Below are 18,525 nucleotides of genomic sequence, written 5' to 3'. Positions count from 1 at the left end.
GAAGCTTTTTTTTGGGCAACCATTTCTTAATATAGATCAAGTTGAGCAGCGGAAAAAAGTAACAGATTTGTATCAACAACACAAACAAACACACTATTCAAAATTCATCACCTTTAAATTAAAAAAGCAATGAGCACAATCACCACAAAAGACGGAACCGAAATTTATTACAAAGACTGGGGAACAGGACAACCTCTGGTGTTTCATCACGGCTGGCCATTATCCGGCGATGACTGGGACGCGCAGATGATGTTCTTTCTCGAAAAGGGATACCGGGTGATTGCCCATGATCGCCGCGGTCACGGAAGATCAAGTCAGGTTTCTGGCGGGCATGATATGGATACTTATGCAGCCGATGTAGCAGCGCTAACCGAAGCACTCGATCTGAAAGATGCCATACATATTGGTCACTCAACAGGTGGCGGCGAAGCCATCCATTATGCTGCTAATTTGGGGAAAGGCCGTGTGGCCAAAGTGGTGCTCATCAGTGCGGTTACGCCATTGATGGTTCAAACTGAAAATAATCCTGACGGTGTTCCCATGGCTATATTTGATGAGATACGTGAGGGTACCGCATTTAACCGGGCGCAATATTTTGAAGATTTTACGATCCCGTTTTATGGTTATAACCGTGAAGGCGCTAAAATTTCGCAGGGCATCCGTGATAATTGGTGGCGCCAGGGCATGATGGGCAGCGTCAAAGCACATCATGACGGCATCAAAGCTTTCTCTGAAACAGATTTTACAGAAGATCTTAAAAGCGTGGATATTCCCGTGCTGGTGCTGCATGGTGAAGATGACCAGATCGTACCATTTCCGATTTCGGGAGCAAAAGCGATCAAGTTATTGAAAAATGGAAAATTGATTTCCTATCCGGGTTTCCCTCACGGTATGCCGGCTACAGAAGCGGCGACCATTAATAAGGATCTTTTGGCGTTTATTCAATCCTAAATGTCAAGGGTTTAATATACTCAAGCCCGTTCAAGCATGGATGCCTGAACGGGCTTGAGTTCCTGATCTATAAGCTATTACAGCTCCTTTTAAAAAAATTAAAGAAAGCTGCCTGGTACTGGCGATATAAACTGTTATTTCCCTAAAAATTCAAGAGTTTTCCGAATGAAGTCGTCATGATATTGGAAAAAGCGGCATGGCCGGCATCCGGGTAAACGATTAGCCGGGCATTCGGCAAACTTTTAGACATGTTGATGGCATTGACCACCGGAACCAGTGCATCTTCCTGACCTTGAACGATCAGCTCTGGTTGAGTGATAATATTTAAAAAAACAGGGCGTCTTTACAAGGTGGTGACAATCAGGTGGATGCTTAGGCATTGTTGGAGGTTCCCTTGTAACTATCCTCTATTATTCTGTTAGTCCGGAGTAATCGCAAGAAAATAAATTTCTTTAAGTGTAGTAGGGCTGTTTAAATGCGATTCCAACTTATCCCATTTAACCACAACAGCAGCAAAGCTGAACATAATTGCCGAAACGTTGTTTCATAAACTGACGTTTGGTAAATGGTGTCGGATATATTAATTGTTAATTTTGCCACAGATAAAAATTTAAAAATGTCTATAACTACCGAATACGAAAGAATTGGGATGCAACAGGCAAGTGATGCTGTTGCCATCACGCTTAAAAAGATGCGTGAGTTTGCCAAACCGGGCATTTCAACAAAGGAACTTGACGAGTACGGCGGCGAGTTGCTGGCACAGATGGGCGCACGTTCTGCACCTGCGTTAACCTATAGTTTCCCCGGGTATACATGTATTAGTATTAATGAGGAAGCTGCGCACGGTATACCATCAGTAGATAAAATCCTAAAAGAGGGTGATCTGGTAAATATTGATGTATCGGCAGAATTAAATGGTTATTGGGCTGACAATGGCGGCTCGTTTGTATTGGGCGAAGATATCCACGGCCATGGCAAACTGGTAGAAGCATCGAAAGAGATATTGAAAAAAGCGATAAGCAACATTAAAGGTGGTGTCAGAATATCGGAGATAGGCAGGTTGATCGAGACTGAAGCCAAAAAAGCCGGCTACACAGTAATAAAAAACCTGACTGGACATGGTATTGGGCGCAGCTTGCACGAAGAACCCCACGAGATAGCTAACTACTTTGACAGGTATAACACTACGCGTTTCAAAAAGAATTCGGTGGTAGCGATAGAGACATTCATTTCAACACGGTCAACAATTGCCGATACACAAGCCGATGGCTGGACGCTAAGCGGTAATAAAGGTGGTTTTGTTGCACAGCACGAGCATACCATTATGGTAACTGGCGGTAAGCCGGTGATATTTACAGCGCAGAACGGCATTTGGGATTAATTAAATAAGAAATAGACTACCAAGCAGGGCGAACAATAGCCTAAAAAAGAAATTATGAAGCTTCTTCTCACTTCCGCCGGCATCAGCAACAAGAGCATCCAGAACGCGCTGGTTGAACTCCTGGGCAAACCGATTGCCGAGGCGAGCGCCTTTTTCGTACCCACCGCGATATACGCCATAGCCGGTGGGGCTGACGTAGCACGAAAGGTGATTTGCGGATCACTTGGCGACCCTTTCTGCGAATTGGGCTGGAAGTCGTTAGGAGTGCTGGAGCTCACTGCGGTACCCAGCATCAAACAAGAGCTTTGGATCCCCATGCTCCAGGAAACTGACGCCCTGCTGGTTGGAGGCGGCGACTGCCAGTATCTGTGCTACTGGATGCAGCAGTCCGGATTGGCAGACCTCTTGCCGTTGTTGCTGCGCAAGACGGTCTACGTGGGCTTGAGCGCTGGGAGTATGGTGATGACCCGCTTTGGAACAACCTACAGAGGCCATATGCTGCCAGCTGAAAGCGATAAATCGCTGGGGCTGGTTGATTTTGCACTGCATCCGCATTTGGATCATGAGTGGTTTCCGGAAAATTCCCTGGCCAACCTGGAAAAGTTAGCCGCTACGATATCGGTACCGTCATATGCTATCGATGATCAGACCGCCATTAAAGTGACCGACGATACCGTAGAAGTCGTCTCAGAGGGACAATGGAAGCTGTTTACCCCTAATATCACAAATACCTTGTAAATTTTAACCCGTGGCGCGGTGATAACACCACACGATGTTTAGCCAAAAATGCATTAAAATAACAAAGGCCACTCGAAAGAGTGGCCTTCTTTCAAGTAGCCCTCACTGGACGTTTCTCGAACAATTTCTTAGAGTATTTGAAGAAAATAACATTTCGAATTTTTTATTTATTGAATTTGCAATTTGATCTCATTAGTCGGTTTTAGTAAATAAATAGGTAGCTCCTCCCTGGGTTAAAGTGAAAGTTTTTTTAGCCGGCTCAAATTGCAAAGTAACGTCAGCACCAAAAGAAAACTTATCACCTCCTTTAGCCTCCAGCGGAAATACCGTCTGACCAATGGCTTGTGCAAACAGAAAAGTGTTATTTTTAGTGATATGAACCTTTAGTGGCATTTGGGTACTGGAATACGTACCGACATATTTATCAAGTTCAGCTGTATTTAGTTTAATAGTTTTAAATTCAGGAATTGTAAACGGTCGGTTAAAATAAATACTTAAAGCACCCATGACAACATCATTGGTTGAATACCTAACACCATTGGAAGTATAAGCTACAGCCAGTTTATCCTCTGGAAAGTAAATAAGCACACTGGAAAACCCGTCGATGCCTCCGGTATGTCCCAAGCCCTTTTTATCATCAAGCGGAATTGTAAACATGGCCATACCGTAATTGTCCTTCATCGTTTTCATCATCTCTAAACTAGCCCGGCTAATGAGTTTGCCTGAAAAAAGCGAATTTATAAATTTAATCAGGTCAGTCGGCGTGGATACAACAGCACCCGCCCCGCCTGGAATACTCATATCAGTTTCGGGCATTTGCGTCCATGCCCTGGATAATTGTAGGAGTATGCTTCATTTTTGGCTGGGTTGACTTTATTGCCGTAATAAGTGTCTGCCAAGCCTATTTTTGAGGTGACGCGTTTTTTCAATTCTTCGGCATAGGTTTTACCTGTCAGTTTTTCAATAATATAACCCAGCAGCACGAAATTGGTATTGCTGTATTCGGCCTTTGCATCCGGTTCAAAATCGGATTTCTGCCCGGCAAAAATGGCGACCATTTCAGCTTCTGACTTAGGAATGGCCTTATATGTAGTATAAAGCGAGTCATTCGTAAAGTTATGAAGACCGCTACGGTGGTCAAGCATTTCTCCTATCGTGATCTTTCCGGCATTAGGGAGTTGTGGGAAATAGCTAGCCAAAGATGTTTCAAAGCTGAGCTTACCTTCATCGATTAGTTGAAAGATCATAGTTGCGGTAAACATCTTACTGATAGAGCCTATCCGATATTTAGTTTCAATGGTCGCTGGTGTTTTTAAACCTTTATTCACTTGACTATAACCGATGGCGTTTTGATAAACCAACACGCCATTCGCAGCTATGGCGATACTGCCCATATTTTGGTCATGTGTGTTCATCGCGACAAAAAAGTTATCTAGTTTGGCTTTATTGAAGGTTTGTGAATGAGTGCAACTTTGTAAAATCAGGAACAACAATAAAAGATGGTGGCTTTTTTTAATCATTGCGTTAGTGTTTAGAAGATTAAAAATAGGATTTAAATACGATCGCTATCAACGTTAATCCGGATTTGGAGCTTTGACTTTAACAAGCAACGGCGCTTATCCGCGCCCTATAACGCAAAAGCCTCAAATCTTTCGATTTAAGGCTTTCATTTTGAATAGTAGCGGGGAGCAGGATCGAACTGCCGACCTTAGGGTTATGAATCCTACGCTCTAACCATCTGAGCTACCCCGCCGTTTTAATGTATATTACTCTTTTACAATGGTTAATTAAAAAGAGTTGCCCCTTATAAATAGTGGGCTTCCTTAAAAAGGTTTGCAAATATAGCAGAAATTCGTTTTCTTTAGAAAAAATGTTAACATTTACAGCTTTAGAGCTTACAAGTATAAACCCCAATGTCCGAAAAAAAGAAATTTACCATTGAATATGAGATAAAATCATCTCCAAGAATACTCTTTACTTTTTTAAATGAGCCCAACGGATTAACGCAATGGTTTGCCGATGACGTAAGCATAAAAGACCAGGTTTATACTTTTACCTGGGATGATGAACCACAAAAAGCAAAGTTGCTGGCCGTAAAAGAAAATAAGCTGGTTAGGTTTAAATGGGTAGATGATGAACCGCAGTGCTATTTTGAAATGGAAATTCTGCAGGATGAACTTACCAATGATGTTGCCCTGAGTATAACTGATTTTGCAACCGAAGACGCTATTTCTGAGCGTAAACTAATATGGGATAATCAGATCGAGTACCTCATAAGCGTATTGGGTGCTTAAGGGAATTTAATTTTAGCTAATTTTGTATTGTGAAACACCATTTGTGCGTTAATGAAAATTACACGCCCAAGGGTAGCTTCATTCCCTGTTAATACAAATTGCGCTGATGAAAAAGATACATCTTTTACTACTTAAATCGTTTATAAGACCTTTTGTAGTTACGCTTTTCATCGTAATGTTTGTGTTGTTGATGCTGTTTTTATTTAAATACATTGACGACTTGATTGGTAAAGGTTTTGCCTGGTACACCATTCTTGAACTGATGTTGTATAATTCGGCTACCAATGTGGCTATGGCGCTCCCTTTATCTGTTCTGCTTTCAACCATTATGACTTATGGGGCGCTTGGCGAAAATTATGAGCTGGTTGCTATTAAGGCCGCGGGTATCTCTTTACGCAGGGCTATGTATCCTATGATCGTTGTTGTAACAACCCTGAGCATTGCGGCCTTCTTTTTTTCTGATTACATGCTGCCGGTTGCCAACCTTAAATATTTCTCGTTATTATATGATGCCCGCAAGCAAAAATCGGCCGATCTGTTACCGGCTATGGTTTTCAGCAATAGCTTTCCGGGCTATACCATCCGTGTAAAAAGCAAGGACCCTGACGGACAAAGACTGTACGGCATTATGATATATAAAAAAACTGCCGATGGTAATAATACTACGGTAACTATTGCCCGCGAAGGCACCATGTTCCGTACCATGGGCGATAAATTTCTGGTGCTAAAGTTAAAGGACGGTGTTAGTTATGAAGAATCGCCAGGCGAAAATGCTGCCTACAATTACCGGCAGCACTTAACAAGGTTCCGTTTTAAAGAAACCGAACAAAAATTTGATCTGTCAAGCTTTAAAATGGCGCGTACCGACGAAAATGAGTTTAAACAGGCCTCGCAAATGATGAATTTAAAGCAGTTAAAGTTCTTTATTGATTCGGTACAGCGCGTGGTTGATGTGAGTATTGTAACCAATTACAAACTCATTACGCCATATATTAAATATTTTTCAATCCCGGCAAAATCAACCACCGTAAAAAAATTCATCCCGGCCGATAAAACCGGGGTGTTAAAGAGCATGACACTGGCAGACCAGTCAATGGCCATATCCAGCGCGGCATCAGAGGTGCGCAGTATAAAAGATGTGGTAAAAAACCGCACAGAACGGTACAAAAGCGATTCGATGACCATCCGCAGGTATGCATCCGAAGTGCAAAAAAAGTTTACGCTTTCGGCCGCATGCATCGCGTTGTTTTTAATTGGCGCCCCGCTCGGTGCTATCATCCGTAAAGGTGGCCTGGGTTTGCCGGTTGTAATTTCAGTGATTTTTTTCCTGATCTATTATATCATCTCAACCATAGGCGAAAAATCAGTAAGGGCCGGCAATGTTTCTACCTTTTTTGGTATGTGGATTGCCATTATAGTGCTAACGCCTATCGGATTATTCCTGTCCTACAAAGCCGCTACAGATTCTGCAATATTTGATGTGGAGCTATACAAACGCGCCTTTAATAAATTAATTAGACGCAAAGGCAACTAATTGGTATAAGTTTATCGTAATCATGTATATATTGGCATGCTCCCTGCTGTAAGCGATTTTACACAGCACCGACCAGAATCATTTTTATATATCATAAATTTGTTTATAATTATTAAATATCTCATGGCTCATTTATTGGGGCCATACCTAATACTGATATAATGCTAAATACGATACAAGAAGCTATTGAAGATATACAAGCTGGTAAAATGATCATTGTGGTTGATGATGAAGATCGTGAAAACGAAGGCGATTTTTTAACCGCGGCACGCAATGCCACACCCGAAGCCATAAACTTTATGGTACGCTATGGCAGGGGCCTGGTATGTGCACCCATTACACAGCAACGCGCCCGTGAGCTTGAGCTTGAACCTATGGTGAGCCATAATACCACTTCGCACGAAACCAATTTTACGGTTTCTGTTGATTTGCTTGGGCATGGTTGTACTACCGGCATTTCGGCTACCGACAGGTCAAAAACATCCCTGGCGTTAATTGACCCGGCAACCAGACCCGAAGACCTGGGCAGACCGGGACATATTTTCCCGCTGATTGCCAAGGACGGTGGTGTGCTGCGCAGATCGGGCCATACCGAAGCTGCTATTGACCTGGCTGTTTTGGCCGGCTTTGAACCAGCAGGCGTAATATGCGAAATTATGAAGGAGGATGGCGACATGGCCCGCCTGCCTGATCTGCTTGCAATGGCAAAGGAATTTAATCTTAAAATAGTATCCATAAAAGATCTTATTGCCTACCGTTTAAATGCCGAAACTTTAGTGAAAAAAGAAGTATCGGTGCAAATGCCTACCGAATGGGGCGATTTTGAAATGATAGGCTATACGCAGCTGGATACCGGCGAAAATCACCTTGCCCTTATAAAGGGTACCTGGGAACCCGGTGAGCCTGTTTTGGTGCGCGTGCATAGTTCATGTGTAACCGGCGATATTTTTGGCTCATGCCGATGCGATTGCGGTCCACAGCTACATAAAGCTATGGAGATGATCAGCAACGAGGGTAAAGGTGTTGTGGTATACATGAACCAGGAAGGCCGGGGCATTGGCCTTATTAATAAACTTAAGGCTTACCATTTACAGGAAAACGGTTTGGATACGGTAGAGGCCAATATTAAATTAGGCTTTAAAATGGATCAGCGCGATTATGGTATAGGCGCGCAGATATTACGCAGCCTCGGGATCTCCAAAATGCGCTTAATGACCAATAATCCTAAAAAACGTGCCGGCCTGATTGGTTACGGCCTGGAAGTGGTTGAAAATGTGCCGATTGAAATAGCATCAAACCCGCATAATGAATCATACTTACGTACTAAAAGAGATAAGATGGATCATGCCATTATGCGCGATCACTAATTAATTTTCATCATCATCGGGCTTGATGGCCGGTGTGCCACCAGTTGTTGCAGGTGTAGGATTTGGAGTTACCGGGGCTCTGTCGCGGCGGCTTCTTCTGAATATGTTCCTGATAAACTCGCCGAAGGTGTCAAAATCCCGGGTGTATACTAAACCCAGCCCGTTTACATACTGAAAATCAATGGAAGAACTGGTGAGGGAATTGAGTGTGGTATTATTTAAAAGCCGGTAAGAGTACCTTGCTGTGAGGTTGCCATCTTTCCTGATCTGGTACAGGGCTTCAAAATCTTTTGTGAGCGAATTGAATCTTTGATTGAACAGGCTGGTATTATTATTAAACAGATCGTTTGAACCTGTATTGGTGAACAAGCTACCGCTAAATGACAGGCGGCTGTTAAAGAATCTTAATGAAGCGCTGGCTTCATTAAAGGAGCGTATGTTCAAATCAAAGTTTTTGATGTTTGATTGGGATATAAAGCTGTTCAGTTTATTGAACGCAAATTCACTCACCGCCTCGCTTGCTGTACCAACAACCTGATTGGTTAAATTATTATTGTTGTTTGATGAAAAAGTACGGCGTACAATAATGCTGATAGCCTGCTGACTGCGATTATTATTGTCGGACAGGTAAGTAGCCAGGTCATCCTTTACTGATGGATCAGTAGGGAAGTTAAAGTCAAAATCAATATTAGGCTGTAATAAGGATTTGGTGAGGATTAGCTGGGCTTGTACCAGCGTTAGTTGGTTATTTGTTGGTGGAGTTAACCCGGCAGCCTGGTAAAGCGGTTGCTTGCTTGTGCGTACCTCATAAAGGGCTTTCAGATTTATCTCGGCATTTGATGGGTTGCCCGTCCACCGGATGGTACCACCCTGGCTCACCGTGAAGTTTTTACTGATAAAATTTTTAGCTGTAAACTCAAATTTACCCGTACTTATCAAAAAGTCGCCATACATTTCAAAATCGCCCAGGCTGTTAATGTTTAGCTTTAAATTGCTGGCAACCCCACTGCCTTCCAGTAAACCGTAGTCGGTAGCGATTTTAACGATCGTTTTTTCATCTGCACTAAGGTCAAAATTAAGGGTAACACCATTAAAGGCCCGTTCTTTTTCAACAGTTTTCACGGTATCTTTATGGCTTACAAACTTTATAAAATCATATTCGCTTGCTGTAGACGACGTATTGAGCGGTATATTGAACACTGTACCTGCTTCTGTACGTGCTGTAATATCAATCTTCATATTATCAACCGGGCCCTTAAAGCTAAATTTACCAGTACCGAATGCGGTACCATAATAAATGTGGTTGTCTTTAAATGTAGTGTTTAAGGCCATCAGGTTGCGGGCATCTACCACTACCTGTATATCAGGATTATTCAGATCATTCAAATTAACTGTTCCGTTTGCTGTACCAGTACCGCCCTTGAAATCTTTCAATACCATGTTATTGATATTGATAACGCTGTTATTAACGCTTAGTTTATTGTTAACAGTGTAAGCGGTTTTTAAATAGTTAACCGTAACACCCGTATTTTCTAAAGTAAGACTGCCATTAAACTGTGGATTAGATGGTTTTCCGGAGAGCTTCAGGTCTGTTGAAATATGTCCTTTAACATCTGATACCAGGTCCTTAATAAAAGGCTCAAAGATGATGGCCTCAGTTTGGTTCATCTTTACGTCAAAATCAAGATTGTCGTCCGTATCATGTCCAAAGGCATAAATACCCGCTATGTTCATGGTTTCCAGTCCGCGGTTCAGGATGTTCAGCTTTATATTAGCCTGCTTGCGGTCGTTACCCAGTGTTGATTCCAGTTTCACATTGCCGATAAGCGTTTTGTTCATGGTTAGGGAGTCCACGTTCAAATGCGCATCAATGCCTGGCGATTTGGCAATGGAAGTAAATTTAACATCGCCATTAAGGCTGCCCTTTAAAAATATGCCCGAGGTTTTGGTAAGCTGGTTAAGTGTGCGCATATTGAATTTTTCGAACGAAAGCTTCAATTCATCGGCAGGATTGTCAGAGATAAACCCGTTGATACGTACTTTTTGTAAGCCATTGGATAATTCAAAGCCCGATACCTGGGTTTTGCCATCGAGCAAACGGATCCTTACCTGTTCCTGTAGCTTCCATTTTTCTTTTTCAAGAACGATATCTGACGGCAGCAGCTTTAATTTGGCAGTAGTATCTCTTCCAAATTCAACCAAACCGTAAAGGTCAAGCTGGTTTACCGCGTTTTTATCTGATAATTTAACGTTAAAGTTTAAGCTATCGTTTTTAAGGAAGTTGGTAATGTTAATATCCTTAATAAACAAACTATCGGTAAGGTCAACCCGGCTTAATGATACGTTGAGGCCCAGCAAGCTATCGGTTGTGTTTTCATCTATAATAAAATCATGAAAAATAATTTTGCCGTATTTAAAGGTCTTAATATAGCCCGATAGGGTAGCCGTTTTCTTTTCAGAGTCAAACTGCCCTACAAATGTTCCCTGTTCAGGTATTTTTAAATCAGGTAAAAATATGGCAGTAAGCGGGTCCATATTTTTAAGGTTGAGGTTAAGCGTAAACTGTTCGGGCTTAGGGGTAACAATAGTTGTTTTTATTGAAGGGATATATTTTTTAACAATTGTTTTGAAATACGATGGGAGGGTAGCCAGGTTAAAACTGCCTTTAATACTGGCATCGGCAAAATCAGACCGTAAGGCTATTTCCCGATCATTTCCTTTGCCGGCAGCTGATAGATACAGAGAATCAACCAAATAATTATTACGCGGATCAATTACCCTTGCCGGCGAAAATAAAACAGTGCCCTGTACATTATCAACGTTATTGCCCGAAAAAGCAGTATTTAGCCTGGTGCTTACCGTAATAGTATCCTTTATTAGTTTAAGCTTATTCAGGTTAGCGTCCTTAATGGTTGCCGCTAAATCATATACCGGTAATACGGGATTTAAATTAACGCTGCCCTTTAAATCAAGCTTTACATTTTTATCATTTATGGTGATATGCCCATTAGCCAGTTTTTTTATGAACGAGCCGTTTACAGTAAGCTTATTATAGGTATAGCCTTTAAAATCAATTGAACTGATATTGGCATCAGCTTTTATGCCCAGATTTTTTAATTCATCGCCGCTGCCTTGTACGTTTGCGTTAAAAGTGGTGCGACCAAGCATATTTTCGTCAATCAGGGTGCCCAGGTCAAAATTAAATGCATCTAATTTGCCGCTATAGCTGGGTTTACCTTTTTTATCAATTTTAAGGTTGATGTCTGAATCAAACCTGCCCAGGCCGGTTTTAAATATACCGTAGGCTACAAAATCATTTTGTAAACCGGTAAACCTGCCGGTAAAGTTAATATTGCCAAACTTGCCAATAATAGCAGGTGCCTTCATGTTAGGCGAACCCGAGAAATGACTGATCAAATAATCAACATCCTTTTTGTTTGATGCTACCTGTTCAAATTTCAAATCCAGAAAGGTGTTATCCCAATCAGGTAATCCCCGTAAATTAAAATCGCCTTTAATAAAAGTTGCTTGCCCGCCGGTTATAGTAACGTTTTTGGCTTTTAAATTATTTACCAAACCTTTAGCCCGGCCCTCAATACCCAGGTCAAAGCTTACCTTGCCCATTCCGCTGGTAAAGTAGGCAATATCAGTTGATGATATACGCGATGCCTTAAAATTGGCATCCATATTCACTTTGTTTTCGAAATTGTCAAAATCATCAAACGATTTAAAACGCATCCTGAAATAATCCTTCAGGTTGGAGTGTTTGGTTTGGATGGCCAGGTGCTGCAGTAATATCTGGTTGGTATCAATGGTGGTATGCGCGGTAAAGTTTTTAACATAAAAACCGCTTTTTTCCTGCAGGGTTAGGTTTTTGACATCGCCTTTAAACAGGTGGTCCTTAATATTCATGCCTGTTACCGTAGTGCTGAAATGGCTTACATCAATATCATCAAAATTAACCTTGTTCTCAACCGTATCTATCAGCTGGTTTTTGTAGCGGAAATGAAAGTTAGTGATGGTTATTTTATCGAAATTAATTGTCCAGGGTTTGCTGGCGATTTTTTTAATAGTATCGCCTTTAGTAGTATCGCCCGAGTTAAAGTAATCAATAATGAATTTTAAGTTGGTAGTGCTGTCCTTTTGTTTTTTAAGGTAAAAAGAGCCGTTATCCAGCTCAATGGATTCCAGATTAATAACCTTTCTTTTAATACTGGTAAAAAGAGAAAAGCCATAAATATCAACAGCCAGTTTTGGAGTGCTGAGCAGGGTATCTTTATTTTTATCAAGCACATACAGATCTTCCAATACCACAGAGGTAAAAGGCCTGATGTACAGGCTTTTGATGCCTGCTTTGGTGTGTAGCTCATCAGACAGGTATGCTGTAGCTTGTTTTGCCGCCCAGGTTTGTACAGATTTAAATTGAAACACCAGTAAAAGTATGCTCAGTGTCAATAAAATGAACAACACTATCCCTAACGCTATATTGAGTACTTTTTTAATAACTTTGTGTTTTTTAATAATTGATTTACTGAATTATTGATTTATTGAGTAACTAAAATCATGTTACAATTTAAAAGGATGATAGTTTGCTAAATTTTAATAAATCGCTAATTCATTAATTCAACAATTCAATAATTAATACTGTGCCTGTAATTTTAGGAATTGAATCTTCATGTGATGAAACCTCTGCATCTGTTTGTGTTGATGGTATGATATTGAGCAATGTGATCGCTAATCAAACCATTCACGAAGCTTACGGAGGCGTTGTCCCTGAGCTTGCCTCGAGGGTTCATCAGCAAAATATTGTTCCTGCTGTTCAACAAGCATTATTGAACGCAAAAGTAAACAAAAATGATATTGATGCAGTAGCTTTTACACGCGGACCGGGACTTTTAGGTTCGCTTTTAGTTGGGGTGTCATTTGCCAAGGCATTTGCGCTGGCCCGCAACCTGCCGCTTATTGATATAAACCACATGCAGGCCCATATTTTGGCCCATTTTATTGGCGATCACAAGCCATCGTTTCCGTTTTTATGCCTTACCGTATCGGGCGGGCATACGCAAATAGTTTTGGTGAATGATTATTTTGACATGCAGGTGATAGGTCAAACCATTGACGACGCTGCTGGCGAGGCGATGGATAAAACCAGTAAAATTTTAGGTTTGCCATATCCCGGCGGTCCGCTCATTGATAAATACGCGCGCCAGGGCAACCCGGATGCCTACAAGTTTCCTGAGCCGCAAATTCCGGGTTATGACTATAGTTTTAGCGGATTAAAAACATCCATACTATATTTTATAAGGGATAACGTTGCTAAGAACCCTGATTTTATCAGTCAGAACTTGCCTGATATTTGCGCATCGGTTGAAAAACGGATAGTAACTATACTACTTAACAAGTTGCAAAAGGCTGCCCAGGCGCATGGCATAAAACAGATAGCACTGGCAGGTGGCGTATCGGCCAATACCGGCTTACGCGAAGGTTTGCAGGCACTTTGTGCTAAGAACGGTTGGGAAAGCTTTATCCCTAAAATGGAGTACTGTACCGATAACGCGGCCATGATAGCTATTGCCGGTTACTATAAATATTTAAAAGGCGAATTTGCCGGGCAGCAGATAGCTCCTTTGGCGAGGATGCAGATGTAGCCCCCCGGCCCCCTAAAGGGGGAGTGGCGCGGGCTTATAATTAATGATAAACAATTTAAAATTCCCCCTTTAGGGGGTTAGGGGGCTTATGAACATTCCTTCACTTATATTCTGGGCAGTTTTTGTATTGCCGCTGGTTGCGTTTTTAATATGGCTCATGCGCCAGGACAAGCGCAAAGGGGTTACCGGGCTTATTGTATTGGCTATAATTGTGGTTGGTGGTATAGTTTATATGTACCTTAAAACAGGCGGTCAGTAAACCGCTGATTGGTTTTTGATTACGTTGATTTCGCTGATGGTTGTCTGAGATTTTGTCTGAACCTGGATTTATGAGATTAAAGGATTACCGGGATCGTGGCTAAGAAAAAATCATGCGAATCCTTTAATCCTAAAAATCTCGGTTCATACAAATAGCCATTGCTTTTAATTTACAGCCGCTACTTCTGTTAATCCCTTGTAAAAAACCTTTGCATAGCCTGCTATTGTTTCGGCGTGATCAAGTCCGTTAATTATTTTACGGGCATTTACCCAGTCGGTGTGATCATCGCTCATAAACTCGCCCAAACTCCTGCCGGTAAATAAACCGCCGGTCATTCCTTTGATCATGATGGCTGCGGCTATCGCGGGTTCTAAGGCCAGTTCAGGGATATTAAGCAGGTCGACATGTAGCAGTCTGCCCATGTTTTCATAATTCTCATACCAGGTTAGCTGTACATAACCGCGACCATAGTATAACTCATCGGGAGTATTGTAGGGGATACGCTTACCCGGACCACCGCCCATTTTTAATTTTTTACCATAATCACGCCCTGCTCCTTTGCCAAACTCGGCTATTGGCTGCATAGTTTTGGCGCATTCGTGAAAAATAGTGGCCAGTATGTAGGCTGTTTTTCTTTCGTCGGTTATACCGGCGTTTTCTATAGCTGTTAATATGGCTTCGATGCCATCAACCTGGCTTTGTGACATATGGCCACCAAACAACGGGCGAACATCATCATAAAATTCTTTTGTACCCGGCATGATATTAAAATTTAAAGAGTTAATAGTAAATACCGGCATCACATCTGACAGATAAATGCCTGTTTAAAAAGAAGATAGCAAAGGCTTGGGACTTGTTAAGTAAATATAATATTATGAATGAGGATATCAAAATAAAAGCAGACTAATTTAGTCTGCTTTTATTTAATTTTTAAATCAACAATTATCAGTCTTAAAACCGTTCCTTTAAATAATGCCCGGTGTGTGATTTTTTCTCTTTGATCAGATTCTCAGGTATACCTTCAAATACTACTTTACCGCCACGGTCGCCACCTTCGGGGCCGATGTCAATGATCCAGTCGGCACACTTTATAACATCCATATTGTGTTCAATAACAATAATGGTGTTACCATGTTCCAACAAGGCATCAAACGATTTGAGGAGCTTTTTAATGTCGGCAAAGTGCAAACCAGTAGTAGGCTCATCAAAAATGAAGAGCGTTTTATGGGTGTTGTTGCCTTTTACCAGGAACGATGCCAGTTTGATACGTTGCGCCTCGCCACCAGATAGAGTATTTGACGACTGACCTAATTGTACATAACCTAAACCTACATCAACCAAAGGTTTTATTTTGGCGATGATCTTAGGTTCTTTGGCAAAAAACACCAGGGCTTCGTCAATGGTCATGTGCAATACTTCGGCTACATTCTTTTCATTGTAGGTAACATCAAGTATATGTTGTTTAAAACGGTTGCCACCACAGGTTTCGCAGGTCAGAAAAATATCTGCCATAAACTGCATTTCTATCTTCACTTCGCCCTCGCCCTGGCAAACATCACAACGACCGCCCTCTACGTTAAAAGAGAATGCTGATGGCTTTAAACCCGCCGCTTTTGATACCGGCTGTGAGGCATACAGGTTGCGGATCTCGTCCCAGGCCTTTACATAAGTAACCGGATTTGACCGCGATGAACGGCCAATAGGGTTTTGATCAACCAGTTCTACCTGTTCAATTTTGGCGTAATCGCCATCAATGCTGTCATATGATCCGGTTTGCTCGCCCGAGTAATTGCCAAGCGTTTTTTGAAGGGCAGGGGCCAGTATACGTTTTACCAAACTGGTTTTGCCTGAGCCTGATACGCCTGTAACCACGGTAAGTACACCTAACGGAAATTTGGCATCAACGTGCTGCAGGTTGTTTTCGCGCGCACCTTTTATCTCTATAAAATCATTCCATTTACGGCGGCTTGTGGGGATGGCGATCTCTTCCTTACCGCTCAAATAGCGACCGGTTAAGCTGTTGTCATCTTTAATAATTTCATCATAGGTGCCGGTAAATATCAGCTCGCCGCCATGAGTACCAGCCTCGGGGCCAATATCAATAATATGGTCGGCAGCCTTCATGATCTCCTCTTCGTGCTCCACCACTAATACAGTATTGCCCACATCGCGCAGCGATTTAAGCACACTGATCAGCCGTTGCGTATCGCGCGGGTGTAAACCTATGCTGGGTTCGTCTAATACATAAACAGAGCCCACCAGGCTACTGCCCAATGAGGTAGCCAGATTAATACGCTGCGATTCGCCACCCGATAGGGTGTTTGATAAACGGTTAAGCGTTAAATAGCTTAAGCCTACATCATTTAAAAATACCAACCGGTTGGTGATCTCCATGAGCAAACGCTTACCTATTTTTATATCGGTTTCGTTAAGCTGCAAACCCTGAAAAAATTCAAGGGCTTTATCCAATGGCATCAATACCACATCGGTAATTGACCGCTCGTTGATCTTTACGTATGATGCATCCCGGCGCAGGCGACTGCCCTTACATTCAGGGCAAGTGGTTTTGCCCCTGTAACGCGACAGCATAACCCGGTATTGGATCTTATAAGTTTGCGCCTCCATCTCCTGAAAAAATTCATCCAGGCCGCGGAAGTATTTATTACCTGTCCATAATAACCTTTGCTGTTTTTCGGTAAGCTGGTTGTACTGGCGGTGTATCGGGAAATCAAACTGAAGTGCGTGTTTCACCAGCATATCGTTCCACTCGCGCATCTTTTCACCGCGCCAGGGAGCAATTGCCCCTTCATATATGCTTTTACTTTTATCAGGGATAACCAGATCCTCATCAATACCAATCACCTTACCATAGCCTTCGCATTTTTTGCAGGCACCGTAAGGGTTATTAAAGCTGAAAAAGTTAGGAGTAGGCTCCTCAAACTTTATCCCATCAAGCTCAAAGCGGTCACAAAAAAAGCGCTCCTGCTCTCCATCAGCATCGGGTTCCTGATAGCGTACATAGCAATCACCTTTACCTTCAAAAAAAGCGGTCTGTATCGAGTCGCCAAGTCGGCTAACGGTTTCATCCTCCTCGTTTTTTGATATACGGTCAATAACAATACGAACGCCGGGGTAGTGGGTTGGTGTTTCCGGATCCTGTGTTATTGTTTCATCACTTTCAGTCTTCAGCTTTTTGCCTTTAGCCTTTTTTTCGCCATGCACCTCAGCAATTAGCGAAGTATTATCAATAGATTCATCTTCCAGTAAAGCCTCAATTTTCGACAACTTGTTTAAATATTCTACCCGCACAAATCCCTTTTGCATTAAAACGGCAAGCTCTTCTTTTAAGCTGCGGTTATTATGCGGATATAACGGGGCCAAAATGGTCACCTGCGTTTCATTGGGCAACGATAGTATAAAGTTTACTACATCGGTAACGGAATCCTTTTTTACCGGCAAGCCCGATACCGGCGAAGTGGTTTTGCCAATGCGCGAGAACAATAGTTTTAAATAATCATATATCTCGGTTGATGTACCTACCGTTGAGCGTGGGTTTGAAGTAATTACCTTTTGCTCAATAGCTATAGCCGGGGCTATACCCTTAATATAATCAACATCGGGTTTGTTCATACGGCCCAGAAACTGACGGGCGTAGGACGAAAGACTTTCTACATAACGGCGCTGACCTTCGGCATACAAAGTATCAAAAGCAAGTGATGACTTGCCCGAACCTGACATGCCCGTAACTACAACCAGCTTGTTTTTGGGGATGGCCACATCCATATTTTTAAGGTTATGTACCCTGGCCCCTTTTATGATGATATGTTTCTGCGGATCTTTTTCTGCTTCTTTAGTCATTCTTTGATTTTAGTTCATTGACCATGGAATGGTAGATCATTTGATTGTCAAATTGTTCATGATAAACAATATTTATACTATGAACTTTATTTTACCATCCATGAACTTTTTTGAAAGTGCAAAAATCCTAAAATATTTAGCAGTATCCAAATAGGTTTTACTTTGTTTTTAGGTTTGCGCCAAATTAATTACTGAGTTTACAGTTTGCTGACTTTTAATTACTTAAAGCTGCAAACAGATGCATGGGTTGCAATTTTATTTAATACCTGATTAAACCATAATGTGAAATAAGCGTCTAACCCCGAAGGGAAATTAATTTTTAATGTAAAGGCACTAATTTTCTCTAATGAACCTGATAAACAGAAGAAAGTAAAAAAATATAATTTGTTTTTTAACTGAGAATTTGTTTTATTTGAAGTAACAATTTCTTAACCCCTAAGGAGCATACTATAGAATATACTTTACTTCATACATTTTATAACTAAAAATTAAGTT

14 protein-coding genes and 1 tRNA gene are annotated in these 18,525 nt (G+C 41.7%); 8 read left to right on the top strand and 7 right to left on the bottom strand.

Annotated features, from left to right (window positions below):
* Window positions 1–129 precede the first annotated feature (129 nt).
* A complete protein-coding gene (locus M2273_RS23545; protein ID WP_429400231.1) occupies window positions 130–951 on the top strand; it encodes an alpha/beta fold hydrolase in 822 nt (273 codons plus the stop codon).
* A 142-nt stretch (window positions 952–1,093) separates the two neighbouring features.
* Here the strand turns inward: M2273_RS23545 and M2273_RS23540 are convergent, their stop codons facing one another.
* Window positions 1,094–1,270 (bottom strand): alpha/beta fold hydrolase, encoded by a 177-nt coding sequence (locus tag M2273_RS23540; protein ID WP_429400320.1) that lies wholly within the window; start codon window positions 1,268–1,270, stop codon window positions 1,094–1,096.
* 297 nt (window positions 1,271–1,567) lie between these two features.
* Here M2273_RS23540 and map point away from each other — a divergent pair, with 297 nt between their 5' ends.
* Together map and M2273_RS23530 are read left to right on the top strand one after the other, a co-directional pair.
* The gene (gene map / locus M2273_RS23535) at window positions 1,568–2,332 is read left to right on the top strand and encodes a type I methionyl aminopeptidase (protein ID WP_429400230.1); all 765 of its coding nucleotides are present in this window, start codon (window positions 1,568–1,570) and stop codon (window positions 2,330–2,332) included.
* Window positions 2,333–2,386: 54 nt separating this feature from the next.
* The gene (locus tag M2273_RS23530) at window positions 2,387–3,070 is read left to right on the top strand and encodes a Type 1 glutamine amidotransferase-like domain-containing protein (protein ID WP_429400229.1); all 684 of its coding nucleotides are present in this window, start codon (window positions 2,387–2,389) and stop codon (window positions 3,068–3,070) included.
* Window positions 3,071–3,262: 192 nt separating this feature from the next.
* Here the strand turns inward: M2273_RS23530 and M2273_RS23525 are convergent, their stop codons facing one another.
* The 3 genes from M2273_RS23525 to M2273_RS23515 all read right to left on the bottom strand — a co-directional run bounded on the left by M2273_RS23525 (window position 3,263) and on the right by M2273_RS23515 (window position 4,823).
* Complete coding sequence (locus tag M2273_RS23525) at window positions 3,263–3,871, bottom strand: serine hydrolase (protein ID WP_429400228.1); 609 nt, start codon at window positions 3,869–3,871, stop codon at window positions 3,263–3,265.
* Window positions 3,868–4,590 carry a serine hydrolase domain-containing protein gene (locus M2273_RS23520; protein ID WP_429400227.1) on the bottom strand — a complete coding sequence of 241 codons (723 nt, stop codon included), beginning with the start codon at window positions 4,588–4,590 and terminating at the stop codon, window positions 3,868–3,870. The genes M2273_RS23525 and M2273_RS23520 overlap by 4 nt, the downstream gene beginning before the upstream one ends.
* A 159-nt stretch (window positions 4,591–4,749) precedes the next feature.
* A tRNA-Met gene (locus M2273_RS23515) sits at window positions 4,750–4,823 on the bottom strand.
* A 160-nt stretch (window positions 4,824–4,983) separates the two neighbouring features.
* On the opposite strand from M2273_RS23515, the gene M2273_RS23510 reads away from it, so the two are divergent.
* The 3 genes from M2273_RS23510 to M2273_RS23500 all read left to right on the top strand — a co-directional run bounded on the left by M2273_RS23510 (window position 4,984) and on the right by M2273_RS23500 (window position 8,265).
* Window positions 4,984–5,364, top strand: coding sequence for an START-like domain-containing protein (locus M2273_RS23510; RefSeq protein WP_429400226.1), 381 nt, complete (start codon window positions 4,984–4,986; stop codon window positions 5,362–5,364).
* Window positions 5,365–5,470: 106 nt separating this feature from the next.
* A complete protein-coding gene (locus tag M2273_RS23505) occupies window positions 5,471–6,898 on the top strand; it encodes an LptF/LptG family permease (protein ID WP_429400225.1) in 1,428 nt (475 codons plus the stop codon).
* 161 nt (window positions 6,899–7,059) lie between these two features.
* Window positions 7,060–8,265 (top strand): bifunctional 3,4-dihydroxy-2-butanone-4-phosphate synthase/GTP cyclohydrolase II, encoded by a 1,206-nt coding sequence (locus M2273_RS23500; RefSeq protein ID WP_429400224.1) that lies wholly within the window; start codon window positions 7,060–7,062, stop codon window positions 8,263–8,265.
* Here the strand turns inward: M2273_RS23500 and M2273_RS23495 are convergent, their stop codons facing one another.
* Window positions 8,266–12,696, bottom strand: a complete 4,431-nt coding sequence (locus tag M2273_RS23495; RefSeq protein WP_429400223.1) for a translocation/assembly module TamB domain-containing protein — start codon at window positions 12,694–12,696, stop codon at window positions 8,266–8,268. It lies immediately after the preceding gene.
* 215 nt (window positions 12,697–12,911) lie between these two features.
* Between M2273_RS23495 and tsaD the strand changes: the two genes are divergently transcribed.
* Entirely contained in the window at window positions 12,912–13,913 is a 1,002-nt protein-coding gene (tsaD, locus tag M2273_RS23490) for a tRNA (adenosine(37)-N6)-threonylcarbamoyltransferase complex transferase subunit TsaD (RefSeq protein WP_429400222.1), read from the top strand.
* An 88-nt stretch (window positions 13,914–14,001) separates the two neighbouring features.
* Window positions 14,002–14,172, top strand: a complete 171-nt coding sequence (locus tag M2273_RS23485; protein WP_321562711.1) for a hypothetical protein — start codon at window positions 14,002–14,004, stop codon at window positions 14,170–14,172.
* Between the two features lie 164 nt (window positions 14,173–14,336).
* On the opposite strand, the gene M2273_RS23480 is transcribed toward M2273_RS23485, so the two are convergent.
* Both M2273_RS23480 and uvrA read right to left on the bottom strand, forming a co-directional pair.
* On the bottom strand, window positions 14,337–14,933 hold the full coding sequence (locus M2273_RS23480) for a glycoside hydrolase family 19 protein (protein ID WP_429400221.1): 597 nt from the start codon (window positions 14,931–14,933) through the stop codon (window positions 14,337–14,339).
* A 190-nt stretch (window positions 14,934–15,123) separates the two neighbouring features.
* On the bottom strand, window positions 15,124–18,030 hold the full coding sequence (uvrA, locus tag M2273_RS23475) for an excinuclease ABC subunit UvrA (protein WP_429400220.1): 2,907 nt from the start codon (window positions 18,028–18,030) through the stop codon (window positions 15,124–15,126).
* Between the last annotated feature and the right edge of the window lie 495 nt (window positions 18,031–18,525).

The sequence above is a fragment of the Mucilaginibacter lappiensis genome, assembly GCF_050433765.1.
In the GTDB taxonomy this organism is placed as follows: domain Bacteria; phylum Bacteroidota; class Bacteroidia; order Sphingobacteriales; family Sphingobacteriaceae; genus Mucilaginibacter; species Mucilaginibacter lappiensis_A.
Note: the sequence above shows the minus strand (reverse complement) of the source record. Positions and strands in the feature narration are given on the sequence as shown.